General features: G+C 34.8%; 18 protein-coding genes. 4 read left to right on the top strand and 14 right to left on the bottom strand.

The window, feature by feature from the left end:
* Nucleotides 1-21: 21 nt before the first annotated feature.
* From ABH961_RS06720 to ABH961_RS06700, 5 genes are all read right to left on the bottom strand, one after another.
* Complete coding sequence (locus ABH961_RS06720; RefSeq protein WP_048546679.1) at nucleotides 22-915, bottom strand: isochorismatase family protein; 894 nt, start codon at nucleotides 913-915, stop codon at nucleotides 22-24.
* Nucleotides 916-936: 21 nt separating this feature from the next.
* A complete protein-coding gene (locus tag ABH961_RS06715) occupies nucleotides 937-2,562 on the bottom strand; it encodes a (2,3-dihydroxybenzoyl)adenylate synthase (protein ID WP_098076280.1) in 1,626 nt (541 codons plus the stop codon).
* A gap of 12 nt (nucleotides 2,563-2,574) precedes the next feature.
* Nucleotides 2,575-3,774, bottom strand: a complete 1,200-nt coding sequence (gene dhbC, locus ABH961_RS06710; protein WP_098076282.1) for an isochorismate synthase DhbC — start codon at nucleotides 3,772-3,774, stop codon at nucleotides 2,575-2,577.
* Between the two features lie 26 nt (nucleotides 3,775-3,800).
* The gene (gene dhbA / locus ABH961_RS06705; RefSeq protein WP_048546674.1) at nucleotides 3,801-4,586 is read right to left on the bottom strand and encodes a 2,3-dihydro-2,3-dihydroxybenzoate dehydrogenase; all 786 of its coding nucleotides are present in this window, start codon (nucleotides 4,584-4,586) and stop codon (nucleotides 3,801-3,803) included.
* 646 nt (nucleotides 4,587-5,232) lie between these two features.
* The gene (locus tag ABH961_RS06700) at nucleotides 5,233-6,435 is read right to left on the bottom strand and encodes an L-lactate MFS transporter (RefSeq protein WP_098076283.1); all 1,203 of its coding nucleotides are present in this window, start codon (nucleotides 6,433-6,435) and stop codon (nucleotides 5,233-5,235) included.
* Between the two features lie 480 nt (nucleotides 6,436-6,915).
* On the opposite strand from ABH961_RS06700, the gene ABH961_RS06695 reads away from it, so the two are divergent.
* Nucleotides 6,916-7,101 carry a YkvS family protein gene (locus tag ABH961_RS06695; RefSeq protein ID WP_000646791.1) on the top strand — a complete coding sequence of 62 codons (186 nt, stop codon included), beginning with the start codon at nucleotides 6,916-6,918 and terminating at the stop codon, nucleotides 7,099-7,101.
* A 58-nt stretch (nucleotides 7,102-7,159) separates the two neighbouring features.
* Here ABH961_RS06695 and ABH961_RS06690 read toward each other — a convergent pair whose 3' ends face one another.
* Nucleotides 7,160-7,459: an ArsR/SmtB family transcription factor gene (locus ABH961_RS06690; RefSeq protein WP_000214798.1), complete on the bottom strand. Its 300-nt coding sequence runs from the start codon at nucleotides 7,457-7,459 to the stop codon at nucleotides 7,160-7,162.
* Between the two features lie 330 nt (nucleotides 7,460-7,789).
* Here ABH961_RS06690 and ABH961_RS06685 point away from each other — a divergent pair, with 330 nt between their 5' ends.
* Nucleotides 7,790-7,963: a hypothetical protein gene (locus tag ABH961_RS06685; RefSeq protein ID WP_001142748.1), complete on the top strand. Its 174-nt coding sequence runs from the start codon at nucleotides 7,790-7,792 to the stop codon at nucleotides 7,961-7,963.
* Nucleotides 7,964-8,080: 117 nt separating this feature from the next.
* Here ABH961_RS06685 and ABH961_RS06680 read toward each other — a convergent pair whose 3' ends face one another.
* The 4 genes from ABH961_RS06680 to ABH961_RS06665 form a co-directional block, all read right to left on the bottom strand.
* Entirely contained in the window at nucleotides 8,081-11,170 is a 3,090-nt protein-coding gene (locus tag ABH961_RS06680; RefSeq protein ID WP_098076285.1) for an AAA family ATPase, read from the bottom strand.
* Nucleotides 11,167-12,324, bottom strand: a complete 1,158-nt coding sequence (locus tag ABH961_RS06675) for an exonuclease SbcCD subunit D (protein ID WP_098076287.1) — start codon at nucleotides 12,322-12,324, stop codon at nucleotides 11,167-11,169. Before ABH961_RS06675 ends, ABH961_RS06680 begins: the two co-directional genes overlap by 4 nt.
* Nucleotides 12,325-12,339: 15 nt before the next feature.
* Nucleotides 12,340-12,579 (bottom strand): DUF2584 family protein, encoded by a 240-nt coding sequence (locus ABH961_RS06670; protein ID WP_098049347.1) that lies wholly within the window; start codon nucleotides 12,577-12,579, stop codon nucleotides 12,340-12,342.
* A 183-nt stretch (nucleotides 12,580-12,762) separates the two neighbouring features.
* Complete coding sequence (locus ABH961_RS06665; protein WP_046955733.1) at nucleotides 12,763-13,020, bottom strand: hypothetical protein; 258 nt, start codon at nucleotides 13,018-13,020, stop codon at nucleotides 12,763-12,765.
* Between the two features lie 316 nt (nucleotides 13,021-13,336).
* Here ABH961_RS06665 and ABH961_RS06660 point away from each other — a divergent pair, with 316 nt between their 5' ends.
* Together ABH961_RS06660 and ABH961_RS06655 are read left to right on the top strand one after the other, a co-directional pair.
* Complete coding sequence (locus ABH961_RS06660; protein ID WP_048546667.1) at nucleotides 13,337-14,392, top strand: enoyl-CoA hydratase/isomerase family protein; 1,056 nt, start codon at nucleotides 13,337-13,339, stop codon at nucleotides 14,390-14,392.
* A 227-nt stretch (nucleotides 14,393-14,619) separates the two neighbouring features.
* Nucleotides 14,620-15,252 carry a LysE family translocator gene (locus tag ABH961_RS06655; RefSeq protein WP_000572331.1) on the top strand — a complete coding sequence of 211 codons (633 nt, stop codon included), beginning with the start codon at nucleotides 14,620-14,622 and terminating at the stop codon, nucleotides 15,250-15,252.
* 71 nt (nucleotides 15,253-15,323) lie between these two features.
* Here the strand turns inward: ABH961_RS06655 and ABH961_RS06650 are convergent, their stop codons facing one another.
* The 4 genes from ABH961_RS06650 to prpB form a co-directional block, all read right to left on the bottom strand.
* Nucleotides 15,324-16,784, bottom strand: a complete 1,461-nt coding sequence (locus tag ABH961_RS06650; protein ID WP_060488680.1) for a CoA-acylating methylmalonate-semialdehyde dehydrogenase — start codon at nucleotides 16,782-16,784, stop codon at nucleotides 15,324-15,326.
* A gap of 36 nt (nucleotides 16,785-16,820) precedes the next feature.
* The gene (locus ABH961_RS06645) at nucleotides 16,821-17,711 is read right to left on the bottom strand and encodes an NAD(P)-dependent oxidoreductase (protein WP_048546663.1); all 891 of its coding nucleotides are present in this window, start codon (nucleotides 17,709-17,711) and stop codon (nucleotides 16,821-16,823) included.
* 16 nt (nucleotides 17,712-17,727) lie between these two features.
* Nucleotides 17,728-19,437: an acyl-CoA dehydrogenase family protein gene (locus tag ABH961_RS06640; protein WP_048546662.1), complete on the bottom strand. Its 1,710-nt coding sequence runs from the start codon at nucleotides 19,435-19,437 to the stop codon at nucleotides 17,728-17,730.
* Nucleotides 19,438-19,591: 154 nt separating this feature from the next.
* Nucleotides 19,592-20,500, bottom strand: a complete 909-nt coding sequence (gene prpB, locus ABH961_RS06635) for a methylisocitrate lyase (RefSeq protein ID WP_098076291.1) — start codon at nucleotides 20,498-20,500, stop codon at nucleotides 19,592-19,594.
* Between the last annotated feature and the right edge of the window lie 9 nt (nucleotides 20,501-20,509).

The raw sequence follows: 20,509 nt of genomic DNA, 5'->3' as shown, positions 1-20,509 counted from the left end.
CTTTATTATGTAGTCTATTTGTTACAGCACCTGTGCTGTCTGTGAAGATAGTAAACTGTACCAATCGGAAACAGTTGGACGTTCTGCTAAATCTGCAAAAGTTATTTCTTTCCCTTCGCGACGCCACTTCTCTACTAAACTCATAATTCTGACCGAATCAAGTCCTCTATTTAGTAAGTCCTCATCAATATCAATACTCTCTACTGGCTCACGAAGTAGTTGTGCAACTAGTTCATGCACTTCCTGTAAAGTGATTCCTTCACTCTCATCACTTTTTACACTTTGTAAATCTTTTAACAGTAAGTTTGTTGATGTCGTTACTGCACATCTATTAGATGCATACTCCAATGCTTGTTTATGATGGTCTATTGAAAAATCAGCAACTGCATCTGCTACAAAAAATGGCTCTATACCATCCATAAATGCTTCGCAAGCTGTTAAAAGGCAGCCAATATGCGCATAAATACCGCAAATAATAAGTTGATCTCTTCCCTGTTCATTTAAAATTCCTAATAGATTTGTCTTTTTAAATGCACTATATCTCCATTTTGTTAAGAATATATCATCCTCATCAGGAGTAAGTTCACCGACAATTTTCTTTTTATCTGGTCCAGCAGGAATACCGTCCCCCCAGAAATCTTGTAATAACCCTCGTTGTTCTAACGTTTGTCCACCTGGTTGTGCTGTATAAACAACTGGTATACCAAGTTCCTTACATTTTTCTCTTATCACCTTAATATTTGAAATAAGTTCTACTTTTGGTGATTCTTTATCGCTATATGCATCAAGAAAATATTCTTGCATGTCATGGATTAGAAGAACCGCACGTTTCGGATCTGGTGTCCAGTTCACTTTATTTTTTGGTAGTTCTGATTCAACTGGCATTTTGTATACTGAAATAGATGGGATAGCCATCTAATCACTTCCTTCCAATTTTTATATTTTATATTGTTTTACCGTAATAAGTTTTTCCGTAATGACTTTACGTAACTCTTTTTTGCTCACCTTTCCAACACCTGTTTGCGGGAATGCTTCAATAAATTCAATTCGATCTGGAATCTTATAAGCTGCGATACCGCGTTCTCTTAAAAACATTTTTAATTCGCTTACTGTTGGAGCTTGTCCTCGAGCTATAACAAAGGCACAAGTACGTTCTCCTAAATAATCATCAGGCATTGATACAATGGCTACATCATGTACTGCATCGTGTGCTAATAGATGATTTTCAACTTCTTCCGCAGCAACTTTCTCACCACCACGGTTAATTTGATCTTTATCCCTACCTTCTACAATGATGTAACCTTGTTCATTTACTTTTACAAGATCACCTGTGCGATAAAATCCATCCTTTGTAAATGATCGTGCATTATGCTCTTCTGCTTTATAATAGCCACGAATTGTATATGGCCCTCTTGTTAACAAACTACCTACTTCACCAGGTTTCACATCGTTATCATTTTCATCAACGACCCTTACTTCATCGAATGTAGACATCGGTCTCCCTTGTGTATGAATGATGATTTCTTCCGGATCATTTAATCTCGTGTAATTTACTAACCCTTCTGCCATACCGAACACTTGCTGTAACGTACATCCAAATGTAGGGTGTATACGCTTTGCAACCTCAGCGCTAAACTTAGCACCACCTACTTGAATCACTTCTAAGCTCGATAAATCGTTATTACGAGAAGAAGCTGCATCAAGCCAAATCATTGCTAATGGTGGAACTAGAGCAGTAATCGTAACTTTTTCTTTTTCTATAAGAGCAAATGCCTCATCTGGGCTCCCTCCAGTTGCTAACACTACTTTTCCGCCCGAATAGAAAGTTCCAAATGTCCCTGGAGAACTCATCGGGTAATTGTGCGCTACTGGAAGAACTGCCATATAGACGCTATCCGTATTCAAATTACAAATTTCAGCGCTAACACGTAAACTATAAATATAGTCATCGTGTGTTCTAGGAATTAATTTAGAAAGTCCTGTTGTCCCTCCTGATAATTGAAGAAACGCAACATCACTTGGCTGAACTGCTGGTAATGGAACGGGATCTATATACAGATCACTTATGTTCACAAACTCTTCTTCTTCTCCCACTACAATTACATGTTGTAAAGTTGGTACTTTCTCTTTCACTTCTCTTGCTAGTTTTCGATAATCAAAGCCGAGAGCCTTATCTGAAATAACGTAAGTACTCGCCTCACCAAACTCACAAAAATAACTAATTTCACTGCTTCGATGTGAAGGTAGTGCAAAAACAGGAAGTGCTCCAATTCGAAATAGCGCAAAGCATATTTCGAAAAACTCGATAATGTTGGGTAACTGGATTACAACCCGGTCCTCTTTCTTTATTCCTAAATTCAGTAAACCTGAAGCTAAGCGATCTACTTTTTTATCAAGCTCACTATACGTCATATGCATATTACCACTTACAACTGCAATTTCATCTCCATACTTTTCCGCACGTTCTCTTAACAACGAACCAAATGTTTCTCCAAGCCAACATCCTTCTTCTCGATAACGATTTGCAAATTCTTCTGGCCATTCCGTGAAACCTGATAACATTATTTCTTCCCCCTATTTTTCATTCAGCGAATTATCTCTTAATCCTAAAGCCTTCAGCATTGTTTGGAACTTAGCTGATGTTTCTGCTAACTCATCTTCTGGTTTTGACTCAGCAACAACTCCTGCTCCTGCATATAATCGAAGTGTATTTTCTTGCACTTCAGCACAGCGAATTGTAACAATCCATTCACCATCTCCATTTAAATCGCTCCATCCTAGCATTCCTGTAAAGAATTCACGATCAAATGGCTCAATTTTTTGAATCGCCTCTCTCGCTTCTTCCATCGGCGTTCCGCAAACTGCTGGCGTAGGATGAAGAGCAATTGCTAATTCCAAAGAAGTAGTATTCGGATCCTTTAGTTCACCTTTCACTTCAGTAGACAAATGCCACATCGCTTCACTATGAATAACGGATGGTTTTTCTGGAACGTGTAATGTATGACAATACGGACGAAGTGCAGCGGCAACCGCTTCCACTACTACCGCATGTTCATGTAAATCTTTCGGAGAAGAAAGTAATTCCTCTGCTCTTCTCTTATCTTCTACTGGATCATCACTACGTGGTCTTGAACCAGCTAACGGATTAGAAATAACTTGCATACCATTACGTGAAACGAGTAATTCAGGACTTGCTCCAATTAATGTTTTATTACACTCGTTTTCATCTTCCGGTAAATTCACAGCAAATGTATAACCACGCTTATTATGCTCTGCTAATTCTCGAAGAAGTTTTTGCTTATCAATCTTTTCGGAAGATTCAACATCTAATGATCTGGATAGAACGATTTTCTTTAAATCGCCGTCCTGTATTTTTTTAATCCCTTGCTTTACACCATTCATATAAACTTCAGGATCTGGTACAGGCGTCATTTCAAATGCCAGTTTCTCATTTCGTTTTATCTCATTTGTTGTCTCTAACTGTAAACGCTCAGTAATTCTACTATGTTCTGGTACGATAAGTTGAACTTCTTTTCTACGATCAAAAGGCAAAGCACCAACAACGATAGGGTTCGGATTTCCAGCTTGTTTTGCATTACGTAATACCGCTTGTACAAGTTCTGTAAAACTTTCAATTTCATGATGTTTTACTGTAGTAAACTCTCCTTCAGCCAATATCGTTCGAGTTGGTGAAGCAAAAAAGAACGAAGATTCAGTTTTATAATCTTCTAATAATTTTTCCGACAGTTCCTTTACGGCTATAAGTTCATTCATAGTATTAAAACCTCCTGAATTTTTTATTAAACTCCTAATGTAGCTCCGCCATCGACACATAAATTGTGCATTGTAATATGACTCGCTTTATCAGAGGCTAAAAACAATACTGCTTCAGCAATTTCTGAAGGTTGTGCAATTTTTTGTAACGGAATACCGAGTCTATATGTATTTTGAGAACCAACAATTATATTTTCAGCTCCATTCTCATCAGCCCATAATAATCTTTGCATTTCAGTTTCAGTAGAACCTGGAGAAACTAAGTTACAGCGAATATTGTATGCTGCAAGTTCTAACCCTAAACATTTCATAAACATCGTCGTTGCAGCTTTTGATGCAACATACGCAGCCATCTCCATTCTCGGAGTATTTGCCGCATTTGAGCCAACTGTAACAATTGCCCCTGACTTTCTTTGCATCATATATTTACTTACTGCTCGGCACATATAGAAAACTCCTGTAGAATTTACAGAGAATGTTTTATTCCAATCTTCATCACTTAAAGAGTGAATCGCTCCCATACGTAAAACCCCTGCAACATTTACTAATATATCTATCGGTGCTATATCATTTTCAATCCGTTCTACTACTTCTTCAACAGCGGCACTATCACTCACATCTAAACGAAACGTTTTCACACGTGTTTCATTTAATTCATTTTGATTTAAGAGTACGTTTAACCCCTCTTCAGTTTGATCAGCCCCAATAACTGTAGCTCCTCTTTCTAAAAACATGTTTGCTACAACACTACCTATACCTTGCGCTGCACCAGTTACTAAAACCGTTTTCCCATCAAATTCCCCTATGTTCATTTCCTCTATCCTTTCATATAAAAATTAATCCAGTTTAACATCATTAATGATAACGATTTTCATTATCAATGATGATGTTAAAAATAATACACTTACTAAACTAATTGGTCAAGTGTACTTTTCATCAAAATATTATTCATTGATAATGTTTTTCATTTAACATTCTTACACCGAAATGATAATCTTTCTCAATAAACTTGTCAACCTATTTTTATTTTTCAGATAAAATATTTTATTGATTCTCAATACAATTACATCTAAAAGCATTAATAAGTACTTACATTACACATTTAATTCATACTCCTCTTTTTAAACTTGTAGAAGACTAACTGTAGATACCTTCATTTACAAAGCCTTATCAAAAACTCAAGTATATATTTTCTCAACATTTTTCTGAAAATACCGAGAAAATATATCTTGCAATTATTGATGTATGTCTTGTTTATATTTTAAGATTTAATACGTATTTCGGATATAATGTATCATTTTTTAATATTCCAATATAATCCAATTTGGTATTTCACTCGCTTTTTTGTCTCGAAAATCCCAAAGATTATATAACCTCCTTGTAATCATTCATAAAAAAAAGCACCCTATTTAATAGGATGCTTTTTCGTATTTATAGTGTGATAGAAGATTTATATACTTATGCTACGCTGCTATACTCTTCTTTTTGTTCTTTTTTCTGCTTAGGTGCTTGAATTAAAATTGCGATAACAAATGATACGACACATAATACACCGATCACCATGAAGGTTGGTTTGAATCCACCTAGAAGTGCACCGATAAAGGAACCTGCAAGTGCTCCAAATCCAAATCCTTGATACACAATCCCGTAGTTCTTACTATGGTTTTTCATACCGTAGAAATCACCAACGATAGCTGGGAAAATAGTGATATTTCCACCAAAGCAAAACGCTACGCTTGCTACACATACGAAGTAGATACCATAATTTAAATCTACGAAACTTAAAACCAAGACTGAAGCTGCCATAACAACAAATGTACCAGTAACGATTTTTAAACGGCCGATTTTATCTGATAACGGTCCTAAAATAATACGACCTAATGTATTGAAGATTGCAACCATAGCCACCGCATTAGCTGCTGTCGCTGCGCTAAGCCCTACAAGTTGAACACCAATGTCTTTTACCATACCAATTAAGTATAAGCCACTCATACATGATGTAAATAACATAATAAATAATAAGTATACTTGTTTTGTGCCTAACATTTCTTTCGTTGTATATTCCTGAGTTTTTGTTTCATGAACTGCTCCTTGATCTGCAGCTTGATGGATTAAACAAGCGCCAATTACAATCATAGCTGTAACAATTAAACCCCAGTATATAAACGCTTGTGATACACCAACTGATTCAATTAACTGTGCGTTAACATATTTAAAGATTAAGCTACCCGAACCATATGCAGAGACAGAAATACCGGCAATTAAACCTTTACGCTTTGGAAACCACTTTATTAAATTGGATAGTGAAGTGATATATGCTGTACCATCTGCATAACCTACAACAACCCCTGCTAGTACATAAAGCAATATTAATGAGGAAGCTTGTGAACTAAGTATTAATCCTAGTCCTAATGCTAGTCCAGCTATCATAATAAGTTTACGAAGTCCCCATTTTTCTTGCAATTTACTCGCAAATAAAGTCGAAAACGCTAAGGAAAGACTAGTAATTGAGAAAGTTATAGCAACTGCGTTAAGACTCCAACCGTATTTACTAACTAAAGGCTGATTAAATAAACTCCATGTATATATCGTTCCAAGTCCCATTTGTACGATGACTGTACCAAGGACAACAAGCCATGGATTAACATTTGATTTTTTCATACTTTTCCGCCTCCTCTTTCTATTTCAATGCTATTCGCTAAATTTTCTTTTTTTATGTTCATATTGACCACCTCTTTTGATTTAACACCTTCATTGTATAAGATGTTACCGCTTATGTAAGCACTTACAAGATAGAGCGTCAAAAATATGGAATCAGTTACAGAAAACGAAGGACGAAATACAAAAAACGAATTATTAAATACGTAAATAGCTATTATTATGTTTTGCATTCATACGACTTACAGCTGTTTTATCATCTTTTTTTATAAAAATTATGTCTCAAGTTTTATCATAGCTAGATTACAAAATTTTGATTTTCCTATACAACCAAAAAAACTATTTTTATGCTACGATGCACTTTATTTTTTATAAAATAAAAAATATTTTATTGATAAACAAAACTAAATATTCACTAATATATCTATACGTGGTTTAATATATATAATAAAAAAATATTTCTGTCTTTAATAAGGAGGTACTATGAAAGCAAACGTAGGGGATACTATACTTTTTCAACGAAATAATTTAAAGATTACAGGATCTGTATTAAAACTTTATACTGAATCGGTCTTAGTTGAAATTACAAATGTAAGCGGTGGTACTTTTGAATTTGATCGAACGATTGTAAATCATAAAAACTATAAAATTTTAAATACGAATACATAAAACAACAAAAAATAGCCCCTGCTCACCAGCAGCGGCTATTTTTTATGAAAATACTTCATTAGTTTATATATCCTAAAACACTTACAATCTTACTCGCTTTTAAATTATTAATATGATAATAAATTTCTAAGCCCCTTCTCTCAGCTCGTAACACTTTACCTTTCATTTTTGATAAATGTTGCGAAACAGTCGATTGTGGAATATTTAGTAATTCTGTTAATTGTGTTACATTACAAGTTTTTCTCGTACTTAATTCATTTACAATTTGTAATCGGATTGGGTGCGCCATAATTTTCAAAATATCTACATCTTCTTCTGAAACTAAACTTTTTCTCATTTCACTCGTATATGTTGTCATAAGACATTCCCCTTTTATATGAATTCCTCTTATTTATATCTATTTCCAAAATATTTAAAACTCCGATGTGAAACCTTTATATAAAAATAATAGAATTTTAAATGTTTAAAAACAGAACGAAATACAATTCACTTTATTTATTTGGTACATATACATAATACAATGTTAATATGTGCTCTATGTGAAGTTAGCATATATTTATAATGAAGATTTTTCAAGCAATTCACATCTAACTATATACTTCCTCATAATACTATCCAGTGATTTTAACATATTTTAGGCATTTGTATATACTATCTACAAAATAAATGTTGTTTAGGAGGAATTCAAATGCCAACAATGTTACAAGAAGAAGTTGAAGAAGCTCGTGAAACATATGTCAGTCGTATCATTTTGGTCGGTGGATCAGCTTTATTTTTAGTCGGTGGTGTTATCTCGGCAATTTCGGCCTTTAAGACTTATAATCGATTGGAAAATACACCGCCTTCTACAGATAACTCCTAAGTGAATTATTTAATTTTGAATCACAAATAAATGCCGTCTCTAAAAAGAGGCGGCATTTGTTTTATCATAAGTTCTTTACTAGAAGATCACAAACAATACTTTGAATTACACTTGAACTTACTTCACCACAAAACGAGTCTGACTACACCCATCCTTCTGCTTCTTTACTTCTAATACAGCTGGCATTGCGTTTTTCAGCTCTTGAACGTGTGAAATGACACCGATAAATCGGCCTGATTTTTGTAAGTCAATTAAGGCGTCAACTGCTTTTGTTAATGACTCCTCATCTAATGAACCAAAACCTTCGTCGATAAACATCGTTTCGATGGAAATACCGCCTTCATACGATTGAATGACGTCTGCCATTCCAAGCGCTAAGCAAAGCGATGCATTAAATTTCTCACCACCAGATAATGTTTTTACATCGCGTGTTTGGCCCGTATATGCGTCGTATACATCTAATCCTAATCCACTTTGACGATTTCGCTTTTCAACTCGTTCACTTCGTTTTAAATAAAATTGTCCATTTGATAATTTACGTAATCGTTCGTTTGCAATTTGAACAATTTGTTCTAAATACTCTATTAAGATGTAACGTTCAAATGATATACGGCTTTCGTTATCACCTTTCATTACTTCATATAAATCAACAAGTTCTTGGAACGCTTTTTCTTCCTCATGAATTTGCTCATCAATACGTCTAATGTTTTCATGTAAATCAAAAATATACGTTACCGCAGTTTGCGCACGTTGGCGTTTTTCTTTTATTATATCGAGATTAATTTGTAATTCTGTTATGTGTTCACCTAACGCCGTAATATCCATGTACTCTTTATCTTTTAATTCAGCATGTAACTCTTCAATTTGTTTTGCAAGCACTTCAAGAGATGAATAATAACTTTGAATTTCTTTTTGTAACATCTCCATTTCAATATCACTTAATTTAGCTTCTTTATACGTAATTTGATCGGTAAATCCGCTCTGCTCAAGCTCTTTCATAAAGCGCGTAAACGTCTCTTCTTTCTTCAATTTTGTACTTTCAAATTGATTAGAAGCACTTTCCTGTTCTGCTTGAATACGTATATTTTCATTTTGCCAATGTTGATACGCTTCCTGCACTTTCTTCCATTCGTCCTCCATTAATTTGAGTTCATGCATAGCTTGGTCAAACTGGACTTTCCAAGCTTGGACTGTTTGTAAGTTTTCAGGAATATTTTTCTTATCATGTTCATATGACGTACGAAGTTGCATACACTCCATTTCTGTACGGTGCTGTACTGTTTCTACCTCACGCTTTTGTTTCTGAAGTGCATCTACTTTTTCTTCTACACTCTTTATATTCACAGCAGTTTGCTTACGCGTTTCTTCACTCGCTTTTAGCGTATTTACTTCAGTTGCTAATTGTTTTCCTTTTTGAACAAGTGCACTGTATGTTTCAACTAATTCCTCTGAGCGATAGCCTCGCTTCTTAACTTCCCCTATTACCTGCTCATATTGTAGGTGATAGAAATTCCATTTCTCCTCTAATTGAACATGTAATTTTTCAGCAACATTTTTCTTTTCTCTTAAATCGTTTAACTCTTTTTCATCGATTGCATTACTTTGCTCTGTAGCTTTTTTCGGATGGTTCGTACTACCACATACTGGACAAGATTCGCCATCATGTAGATGAAGAGCTAATATACCAGCTTGTTCACTTAACCAGCGACGTTCCATATTTTCATATGCGTTAACTGCCAATCGCATCTTATTATATGCCACTTCTTTTTCTTTCTCGAATTTTTGCTTTTCTTGCCAAACATCATATGCTTGCTTTAAAACTTTGGCATCTTCTCGCATATTCGTTAGTTCCTCTACTTTAGCTACATATTGCTCAAGTGCTCGTTCTAATTGCTGTAATTCATCAGACATTAGCTGTTTTTGATTTGTATGCTCATCTAATTGTCGATCTAAGTTTTGCATACTTTCTTTTAATTTCCCTATTTGAATTTCTGCATTTTGTAAATTCAACTGTTTCTCAGCTAATGATGCAATAATCGGTTGTAACTCTTCTAATCTTTGAACAAGTTTTTTTGCATTTTCTCTCTCAGGTTCTTTATTCTTTACCGCTTCATATTTCTCCTGAGAAAGTTCAAAGTTTTTCGTTACATTTTCTTTTTTAGCGATTATTTGTTTTAATAAACTTTCAGCCTTCTGCTCATTTTGCATTGCTTCTTCATACCATTGTTCAAATGGTAATAAGCGCTTCGCCTCTTCCGCACGTTTAAAAGATTTTTCTTTCATTTCAATGACTGTACGATTTTCTTGTAAAGTGTTATATTTCTCATTCTTTTGTTGTAAATCTATAAATTTCTCATTTATGGATTTCGCTGCATGAAAACGTGTTTCAGCATCCTTTAATTGCTTCGTTTGAACATCTTGTTCTATTTGTAATTGCTCCACCTCTGCCTTATACACATCTGTTTCTTGTTCTAATGCTTCTACTACTTGATGCGTGTTTACATGTTCTTGTTCCACCAATGTCTCTAATAATGCTCCATCGCGGATTGGTAATTTGAAAACATTACGGAAGTATAGCTCTCGCTCTTTCTGTTTTTCTTGTAAAACTTCTTTCCATTGTTTTCGTTTTTGATCAAGTAACTCACGCATTAACTTATAACGATCCGTTTTAAAAATACGACGTAAAATTTCTTCTTTGTTTTCTGTCTCAGATGTTAATAGTTTTCGGAATTCCCCTTGTGGTAACATAACAATTTGGCTAAATTGATGTTTACTTAAACCAATTAAATCTTCCACTTTTTTATTTACATCCGTTACATGGAAACGATCAACAGCTGGAACATTCTCTTCATCAATCACTTCATATAGTTCTACTGCATGTCCCGTAATTGTCTTGTTCCCTTGTTTTTTATGTCCAAGTTGTCGTTTTATTTCATAACGTTTCCCTTTTAACTGAAAGGTTAGTTCTACACTTGTATACATATTATCATCAGCAAATTGACTGCGAAGCATGCTCGTATCACTACGTTCTTCTCCGCTTGCCTCACCATATAACACATAACAAATCGCATCAAAAATCGTTGTCTTTCCAGCTCCTGTATTCCCAGAAATGGCGAAAATACGATGATCTCCAAGATCGTTAAAATCGATTACTTCTTTCTGTTTATATGGCCCAAATGCTGTCATAATTAGCTGAATCGGTCTCATCCTCGTTCACCTTCCCGTTCTTGCACTGTTTGTAGTACTTCTACAAATAGACGTTCTTTCTCTTCTGATAAATCTAAGCCTTTCATTTCTTTATAAAAAGCCTTTAATAACGATAAATCATCCGTTTTATGTCTTGAAACAGTTACTTCATTTGACTCTGTGAACTCTCGTCTTTGAATAGATCTTTCAACATGCATTGCATTTGGATATACAGATCGTATTTTTTCCATTGGCTGCAAGACAGGATTTTCATCTAATAATTTTACAAACACATAATCTTCACTTACTGGATGTTGTAATAATTCATCTATTTTCGCTTCTACTGTTCGCATTTTACGACGTGGTGCAAGTAACCTTTTTTCAATTGTTGCTTCACCTTGCTCGTCCAGTTCCACAATATAATATCCTTTTTTATGTTTTTCTTCAGAAATAGAATATGCAAGTGGAGAACCTGAATATCGAATTGTCTCATTACGTACAAAATGCGCTTGATGTAAATGTCCAAGCGCTGTGTAATGAAACTTATCAAAATAATGACTATTTACGTATTCAGCACCACCAATTGAAAGTGGTCGTTCTGCATCACTTGTATTCTCTTCCGCTTCTCCCGCAGAAGTTACAAATGCATGACCAACAAATACGTGTCTTGCTTCTTTATCCATTGTTTCAGAAAGCTCATTCATAAAAATACGCATCGCATCATCATGAGAACGTACATCTTCGTTTTTCAAAACATGTCTAACTATGCTTGGATCCGCATATGGAACGAGATGGAAGTGAACCTCGCCATATTCATCATTTAATATAATTGGCTCATATGGAAATTGAAATTGTCCCACAATAAATAATCCTTGTTTCTTCATTAAACTACTTGCAAAATGAATACGATCTGGACTATCATGGTTTCCTGCAACCGCAATAACTGGTGTTTGTAAATCAATGACTATTTTTTGTAAAACATCATTTAATAAGTCTACTGCTTCCGTAGGTGGAATTGCTCGGTCATATAAATCCCCTGCAATAATTACGGCATCTGGTTTTTCTTCTTCAACAGCTTGTACAAACTGATCTAATACAATCTTTTGATCTTCAGTCATATACACGCCATGAACGAGCTTTCCTAAATGCCAATCCGCTGTATGAAATAACTTCATAGTTTCCTGCTCCTTTTAATTTACTGATTTTAGTGATACGAGTTGATAGTTTATTGTAGTTTCTCCGTTTTCCCACTCTAACTTTTGTATCATTGCACTACCAATTCTTTCTTCATTTGATTTATATAAAGGCAATATTTCTTGAACTGTAAATAAGTGATAACCATCCAATTTTAATTGAAATATGTTTTCTTCTATATGTAATCTTACTTCTTTTTCATTTGAAATAATTTTTGTGTGCATCTCAAATTTCATGACAGATACAACCCCTTTTTCTAATCTCTACACTATTAATAGTATATTGGCTATGCAAGATTGACAAGTAAATACACGACAAAGTACACACTTTTCTACCGCTATATGTTTTTTATTTTTATATATAATACGGTATGTGAAATTTTATTTATTGTAAAAATAAAAATGTCTAATGTGACATCTTTATTTTTGTATAAAGTCTTTCATTACATAATATAAAACTGTAATGAAAACGATCGCTACAAAAAATGAAAATACTGCGATAATGTACCCATCCTTATTTAATAAAATGCAAAAAGAAATAGATATGATAAAAATCGGAAATACAAGTCGTACTTTATCCTTCACTTCCTCTGTCGTATCTGTATGATGAAAATACTGCGTTATCCCTATCATTAAAGAAGACAAAATAATCACCGACAATAGTAAAGGTCCTGGCATTCCGATTTCTCCTTTCTCTATTTCTAATGAAAAGCAATTTTTCTTTCAGCATAATCACTTCAAATACTCTTTTTGAAGTGATTATGCACAATTTACACATATATAATAGCGTGTTTATCATGATAATTTCAAATAATTACAATTACAGTAATGTTGTAATATTCATTTTCAACCTCAGAAATCCTGCAAATATATCTCGTCAAAATATGCGGTATACAAATTAACACGTACCGTCAACTTTAGACAAAATTTATAAAGGACATTTCAGTACGTATCAAGAATTAAGAATAAGAAGATATGTAAGGGAGGATGAATTATGACTGAACACGTTTTATTTTCTGTTAGCGAAAACGGCGTTGCATCAATTACTTTAAACCGCCCAAAAGCACTTAATTCTTTATCTTATGACATGTTGCAACCAATTGGGCAAAAACTGAAAGAATGGGAACATGATGAGCGAATTGCGCTTATCGTATTAAAAGGAGCTGGCACAAAAGGTTTTTGTGCAGGCGGCGACATTAAAACTCTTTATGAAGCGCGTTCAAATGAAGCTGCATTGCAGCATGCGGAACGTTTTTTTGAAGAAGAGTATGAAATTGATACATATATTTATCAATATAAAAAACCGATCATCGCTTGTTTAGATGGAATTGTAATGGGCGGTGGTGTCGGTATTACAAATGGTGCGAAATATCGAATTGTAACTGAGCGTACGAAATGGGCAATGCCAGAGATGAATATAGGCTTCTTCCCAGATGTCGGTGCTGCTTATTTCTTAAATAAAGCTCCAGGGTTTGCTGGCCGCTATGTTGCTTTAACAGCATCTGTTTTAAAAGCTTCTGACGTATTATTTATAAACGCTGCTGATTACTTTATGACATCTGATTCATTACCAATTTTCCTTACTGAACTTGAAAGTGTAAATTGGTATAAACAAGATGATGTACATACTCATTTAAAAGAATTCATTCGTACATTTGCAACTGCTCCAAACTTAGAAAGCGAGCTTTCTACTTCATTAGAAGAAATTAATTCACATTTTGCATTCGATACAATTGAAGAGATCACCGATTCATTGGAGAAAGCTCAAAGTTCCTTTGCTTTAAAAACGAAAGAAACGCTATTATCAAAATCCCCTATTTCATTAAAAGTAACTTTAAAACAGTTTATTGATGGACAAGATAAATCCGTTGAAGAATGTTTCGCTACCGACCTTGTACTTGCTAAAAATTTCATGAGACATGAAGATTTCTTCGAAGGAGTACGATCCGTTGTCGTTGATAAAGATCAAAATCCGAATTATAAATATAAGCAATTAAGTGATGTTTCAGAAGAAGATGTAAATCGGTTCTTTAACTTACTTAATGCATAATAAGGTGAAACATTAATAAGTGGGGGTTCATTACCCGCTTATTATTAGCCCTCACCGATCGTCCGGTCATGCGGGATAAAATTGAGGCTATAAAGTAGTGGAATTTCACTACTATATAGCCTCTTTCGCATTTAATAATTTTTAATAAAATTTAATTTTATTAAATCAAAAATGTGTGCTACACTATTTTTAATCAAATATTCTAAAAATAAAAAGGAGGAGCAACTATGATTGAAAATTATTTTCTTTTCATCATTATGTCTATTTGTCTTATTATTTTACCCGGTCCTGATACTGCAATGGCGACGAAAAATACATTGGTTGCCGGTAAGGTCGGTGGAGTGAAAACAGTGTTCGGTACATGTGTTGCACTTTTAATTCATACTTTAGCAGCAGTAATCGGACTTTCCGCAATTATTGTAAAGTCAGCTCTTTTATTTTCTATTTTCAAGTACGTTGGAGCTCTGTATTTAATTTATATTGGCATTAAAGCCCTTTTAGCGGTAAGAAACAAAGAAGGCTTTGATACGAACGATATATCTTTAAATAATGAAGATGAACACACTTCTTGCTTTCGCCAAGGGTTTCTTACGAATTTATTAAACCCTAAAGTTGCAGTCTTCTTTTTAACCTTTTTACCTCAATTTTTAAATCCAAATCATAATACGTTTATTCAACTTCTCGTAATGGGTCTTACTTACCTCGTATTAACAGTTATTTGGTTCGCTTTTTATATATTTTTAATTGATAAAATTAGTGCTTTTATGAAAAAACCGAGGACGCAACGTTATATTCAAGGCTTAACAGGAATCGTCTTAATTGGTTTTGGTATTAAACTAGCTTTTGAAAAAAATAATTAACAAGACGAAAAACACCACATCTTCAGAGTGGCGTTTTTCATTTAACAACTGTTTTGGCTGTTTACTCTCTATTAAAACCAGCGCTCTGTTACAACTTTTTTACGTGTATAGAATTGAACACCATCTGTACCATTTGTACCTAAATCACCAAAGAATGAAGCTTTATTTCCTGCAAATGCGAAAAATGCCATTGGTGCTGGAACGTTTACGTTTACACCGATCATACCAGCATCGATATTATCACGGAACGTTTGTGCATGTTTACCATTTGACGTATAAATAACCGCGCCATTTGCAAATTTAGATTGATTTGTTAATTTAATACCTTCTTCTAAATCTTTAACTCGTACAATGCTTAATACTGGAGCAAAAATTTCATCTTGCCAAATTTTCATTTCTTGATTTACACCATCAAAGATTGTCGCACCTACAAAGTAACCTTCTCCAACTTCTTCCTTAATTTTGCGACCATCAACTAATAAAGTTGCTCCATCTGCTACACCGCTATTAATATAGCCTAATACGCGCTCTTTATGAGATTCACGAATTAATGGTCCAACATAATTATCTTCGTGGAAACCGTCACCTACTTTTAACTTCTTCGTCTCTGCTACTAGTACGTCGATGAATTCATCAGCAATTTCATCAACTACTGCTACTACTGAACATGCCATGCAGCGCTCTCCACTACTTGCGAATGCAGATCCAATTACACCTTGCACTGTTTTCTCAAGATTGCAATCAGGCATTACAATCGCATGGTTTTTTGCACCAGCTAACGCTTGTACACGTTTCCCGTGTTTCGTACCTGTTTCATACACGTAACGAGCTACCGGCTCAGATCCAACGAATGAAATAGCTTGAATATCTTTACTTTCTAAAATGCTATTTACAACATCTTTTCCACCTTGTACTAAATTCAATACCCCTTTTGGAAAACCAGCTTCATAGAATAACTCTACAAGTCGCTCTGCTAAAAGTGGCGTTCTTTCTGATGTTTTTAATACGAACGTATTACCGCAAGCAATTGCAAGTGGGAACATCCATAATGGAATCATCATTGGGAAGTTAAACGGTGTAATACCAGCAACAACTCCAATTGGGTAGCGCCAAATCGATCCATCAATGCCGCTAGCAATATTCGGAAGAGCTTGTCCCATCATTAAATTTGGTGCTGATGTTGCAAGTTCTACCGCTTCAATCCCTCGCTGCACTTCACCAGTTGCATCCGTTAATGTTTTACCATTTTCTAGCGTAATGATTTTAGCAAGCTCTTCTTTGTTTTCTTGTAAAAGCTGTAAATATTTATATAATTGTCTTGAACGATTCGGAACTGGTACTTTAGACCATGTTTCGTATGCTGCTTTTGCCGCTTCAACAGCTTTTTCAACATCTTCTTTCGGAGATAGCGGAACGTAAGCGATAATTTTTCCAGTCGCCGGATTCGGAACTGCTTCTACTTCTGTACCAGTAGATTCTACCCACTCACCATTAATATGATTTTTTACTCGTTTAATTTCAGTTGTAATCATTATATTCTCTCCTTTTTTATGATGTATATAAGTCTTTTATTTTTGATTAGAAATTAACTGTTCACTAACTTTCTTATATAAAGCAGCCATATCGTTTTCACCATATCCTGCCTCACTTGCTTCTTCATATACGTTTAATAGCATTTCGCTTACTGGTAAGTGAAGTTCGCTTTCTTTCGCTAAATCTACTGCAAATCCTAAATCTTTCTTTAATAAATTCACAGTAAATCCTGGATTGTAGTTTTCAGTTGCAATGAAACTTTTATAATTACGCTCATAAATTCTACTTTGACCGTAACTTACATTTAAAATATCAAACATTTTATCTAAATCCATATTATTCTTTTTCGCTAATGTTAAAGCTTCACTCACACCAGCTGTATAAAAACCAATTAATAGGTTATTAATTAATTTAACTGTTGTGCCACTATCAATCTGCTCACTAACATGGAAAACATTCGCGCCTAGTACGCCCATGATACATTCCGTTTTCTCATATACTTCTTTCGATCCACCAACCATAAACGTTAATGTACGGTTTTCAGCTCCAATTACCCCACCACTAACAGGTGCTGCTAAAAAGTCTACTTTCTTTTCCTTTGCAGCTTCCTCTAACTGTTTGTTTAATTGTGGAGATACAGTACTTGTATCAATTAAAACTACATTCGAGTGGCTATTTTCAAATAATCCTTCTTCCCCAAAATACACCGCTTCAACAGCGCGAGGTGAAGGTAAACTTGTAAAAATCACATCGCATGTTTCTGCTAGTTTTGAGATTGATAAGCCAATAATTCCTCCTTCATTTTCAAAGGAAGCTTCGGCCTCTTTATTTAAATCCACACCGTATACTGTGTAACTCGATTTAACTAAATTTTTAGACATCGGAAGACCCATATTACCTAAACCGATAAAGCCAATCTTTTTCATATCGCTTTCCTCCTATTTACACAATATACTTTCCACGATTTATAATAGCTTTCGCAATTTCTCTCTTTTTTGTAAATACGTTCGTGTATAAAGGCACTAATAATTGACGAATTTCAGCTAAAATTACGTGTCTATCTTGTTCTTCTGTGACAGCCGCTGAAAGTATAGAAATCGCTGCTTCTTCTACTTTACGATAGCCTTCTTCACAAATAACATCAGTTATCATTTGTTTCGTACGCTCTTTCTCTTCACCGTTTTTACTAATTGCTTTACTCGTGCGTAAAAATGCTGATTCCATGACGTACACGTCCGTTAACATATTTGATAATACACGTGAATATTCTTGTTCTTGGTCAATTTTTAACCCTGGAGTTTTAGAGAGCGTTTTCAAAGATTGTTTCAACAATTTTTTCGCTAATAAAATGTAACGATGGTTTCTTTCAATATTTGCTACATCAACTTCTACTTCAGTATCTTCAATTTGTTCTATTTGCTTCATTAACATTTTAGCAACTGTTAATCTATTAATTTCGTTTGTTCCTTCAAAAATACGACTAATTCTAGCGTCACGATATAATCGTTCTACCTCGTACTCTTGCATATAACCGTAACCACCATGAATTTGTACAGCTTCATCTACGATGTGACCAAGTGTTTCAGAAGCATTTACTTTATTAAGTGCACATTCAATTGCAAATTGAGACATTTTCTTCATAAGATCTTCATCGCTCTCATGAATTGCTTCATCAATTACACCTGCTGTACGGTAGGCTGCACTTTCTGCTCCATATGTAGCAATGATCATATTTGCAATTTTCTCTTGAATCATCGTAAAATCTACTAATTCCGTTTGGAACTGTTTTCGCTCTTTTCCATATTGAACCGACAAACCAATTGCTTGTTTTGCTGTTCCAATATTTCCAAAAGCCAACTTTAGTCTAGCGAAGTTAAGAATATTAAGAGCTACGTGATGCCCTTTTCCAACTTCCCCTAAAACATTTTGAGCAGGGATGACAACATCTTCTAAAATTAGGGTAGCCGTTGAAGAACCTTTAATCCCCATTTTCTTTTCTTCTAGTCCAATGGATACACCTTCACATGTTCTTTCGACAATAAACGCTGTCATTCCTTTATTTGTCTTCGCAAAAACAACGTATACATCTGCCATATGAGCATTTGTAATCCACTGCTTCTCACCATTTAACTTCCAAGCAGTACCATCTTCATTTAATACTGCACTTGTTTTTGCACTTAAAGCATCAGAACCAGCATTTGGCTCAGTTAAAGCATACGCCCCAATCCATTCTCCAGACGAAATTTTCGGCAAATATTTTTCTTTTTGTTCTTTCGTTCCGTAATATATGTAAGGCAATGTACCTACACCAGCGTGTATATTAAAGGAAACACTAAATGCACCAGCGTATCCCATTTTTTCTGCTACAAGCCCTGAAACTGCCTTTCCTAACTCAAATCCACCGTACTCTTCTGGGACTTCGATACTTAATAATCCAAGTTCTCCAGCTTTCTCAAATAATTGACGAGAAATTTTATAGTTATGTTGTTCTATATTCTCCATTTGTGGAACAATTTCTTGTTTAACGAATTGTTCTGTCGTTTTTGCGATTAAATCTTCATCTCCTGAAAAATCTTCTGGCGTAAAGAAAGTATAATTCACATCTTTATTAAGTGAAAAAAATTCATCCCACGGTAACTTTGTTTTCTCCATCTGAATCCCCCTATCATTTCGGCCTTACTTGCTACTACGTATGCTCGTCTACGATGAGTGGAATTTCTTATTTTTGAAAACAGAAGGCGATGAATTGTCACATCAAGCAGTTCGTTTTGCCAAAGATGTATTCTCATCGCCTTAGTTGTTTTATCTATTGATCCTCTGATAATACTGTTTTTGCAATTCCAGTATCTAATTCTTCAAAGTCATGATATGAAATTGTTTCATATAACTCACTTCTCGTTTGCATACTTGAAAGTGCATCTTTTTGAGAACCTGTTTCCTTAATTAAAGTAAACACATTTTCATATGCTTTCGCTGCAACACGAAGTGAAGTTACAGGATAAATAACTATTTGGAAGCCCATATTCACAAATTCCTCTGCACTATAATATGGCGTTTTCCCGAACTCAGTCATATTCGCAAGTAAAGGCGCATTTACTTTACTATTAAATAGACGGAACTCTTCTTCTGATTGAAGCGCTTCAGGGAATATCGCATCTGCACCTGCTTTTACATAAGCGTTCGCTCTTTCAATCGCTTCATCTAAGCCTTCTACACCGCGAGCATCTGTACGTGCCACAATATATAAACTTGGTGCAACTTCTTTAATCGCTTTAATCTTTTGAACTAATTCTTCTGTAGTAACGAGTTTCTTACCATTTAAATGTCCACATTTCTTCGGTAATTGTTGATCTTCAATTTGAACAGCCGCAACTTTTGCTTCCACCATTTCTACTGCTGTTCTCGCTACGTTTAATACACCGCCAAATCCTGTATCAATATCAACAAGAACTGGTAAATCTGTAGCTCTTACTAGATCTCTTGCTCTTTCTGCTACTTCAGTAGACGTCACGATTCCTAAATCTGGTAGACCTTTACTTGCAGTATAAGCAGCTCCTGATAAATATAAAGCTGAAAAACCTGTATTTTTCGCAACAAGAGCAGCCATTGCATCATGAGCACCTGGAATTTGCAAAATCCCATTTGCTTCTACTAAAGCTCGGAAGCGATTCGCAAGCTCCTCTTGTGTTGACTGTTTATTCACAACCCAAGCCATTCTAAATTC

Source organism: Bacillus sp. RC251 (assembly GCF_044908765.1).
GTDB classification, from domain to species: Bacteria; Bacillota; Bacilli; order Bacillales; family Bacillaceae_G; genus Bacillus_A; species Bacillus_A wiedmannii.
This window is presented reverse-complemented; position numbering and strand designations above follow the sequence as displayed.

Excerpts from the sequence above, each read along its gene's own strand:
- ABH961_RS06650 (WP_060488680.1), bottom strand. The coding sequence starts at position 16,784 with ATGATTACAACTGAAATTAAACGAGTAAAAAATCATATTAATGGTGAG.
- ABH961_RS06690 (WP_000214798.1), bottom strand. The coding sequence starts at position 7,459 with ATGACAACATATACGAGTGAAATGAGAAAAAGTTTAGTTTCAGAAGAA.
- ABH961_RS06685 (WP_001142748.1), top strand. The coding sequence starts at position 7,790 with ATGCCAACAATGTTACAAGAAGAAGTTGAAGAAGCTCGTGAAACATAT.
- prpB (WP_098076291.1), bottom strand. The coding sequence starts at position 20,500 with ATGGCTTGGGTTGTGAATAAACAGTCAACACAAGAGGAGCTTGCGAAT.
- ABH961_RS06645 (WP_048546663.1), bottom strand. The coding sequence starts at position 17,711 with ATGAAAAAGATTGGCTTTATCGGTTTAGGTAATATGGGTCTTCCGATG.
- ABH961_RS06695 (WP_000646791.1), top strand. The coding sequence starts at position 6,916 with ATGAAAGCAAACGTAGGGGATACTATACTTTTTCAACGAAATAATTTA.
- ABH961_RS06700 (WP_098076283.1), bottom strand. The coding sequence starts at position 6,435 with ATGAAAAAATCAAATGTTAATCCATGGCTTGTTGTCCTTGGTACAGTC.
- ABH961_RS06675 (WP_098076287.1), bottom strand. The coding sequence starts at position 12,324 with ATGAAGTTATTTCATACAGCGGATTGGCATTTAGGAAAGCTCGTTCAT.
- dhbC (WP_098076282.1), bottom strand. The coding sequence starts at position 3,774 with ATGAATGAACTTATAGCCGTAAAGGAACTGTCGGAAAAATTATTAGAA.
- dhbA (WP_048546674.1), bottom strand. The coding sequence starts at position 4,586 with ATGAACATAGGGGAATTTGATGGGAAAACGGTTTTAGTAACTGGTGCA.
- ABH961_RS06640 (WP_048546662.1), bottom strand. The coding sequence starts at position 19,437 with ATGGAGAAAACAAAGTTACCGTGGGATGAATTTTTTTCACTTAATAAA.
- ABH961_RS06715 (WP_098076280.1), bottom strand. The coding sequence starts at position 2,562 with ATGTTATCAGGTTTCACGGAATGGCCAGAAGAATTTGCAAATCGTTAT.
- ABH961_RS06680 (WP_098076285.1), bottom strand. The coding sequence starts at position 11,170 with ATGAGACCGATTCAGCTAATTATGACAGCATTTGGGCCATATAAACAG.
- ABH961_RS06660 (WP_048546667.1), top strand. The coding sequence starts at position 13,337 with ATGACTGAACACGTTTTATTTTCTGTTAGCGAAAACGGCGTTGCATCA.
- ABH961_RS06655 (WP_000572331.1), top strand. The coding sequence starts at position 14,620 with ATGATTGAAAATTATTTTCTTTTCATCATTATGTCTATTTGTCTTATT.
- ABH961_RS06670 (WP_098049347.1), bottom strand. The coding sequence starts at position 12,579 with ATGAAATTTGAGATGCACACAAAAATTATTTCAAATGAAAAAGAAGTA.
- ABH961_RS06665 (WP_046955733.1), bottom strand. The coding sequence starts at position 13,020 with ATGCCAGGACCTTTACTATTGTCGGTGATTATTTTGTCTTCTTTAATG.
- ABH961_RS06720 (WP_048546679.1), bottom strand. The coding sequence starts at position 915 with ATGGCTATCCCATCTATTTCAGTATACAAAATGCCAGTTGAATCAGAA.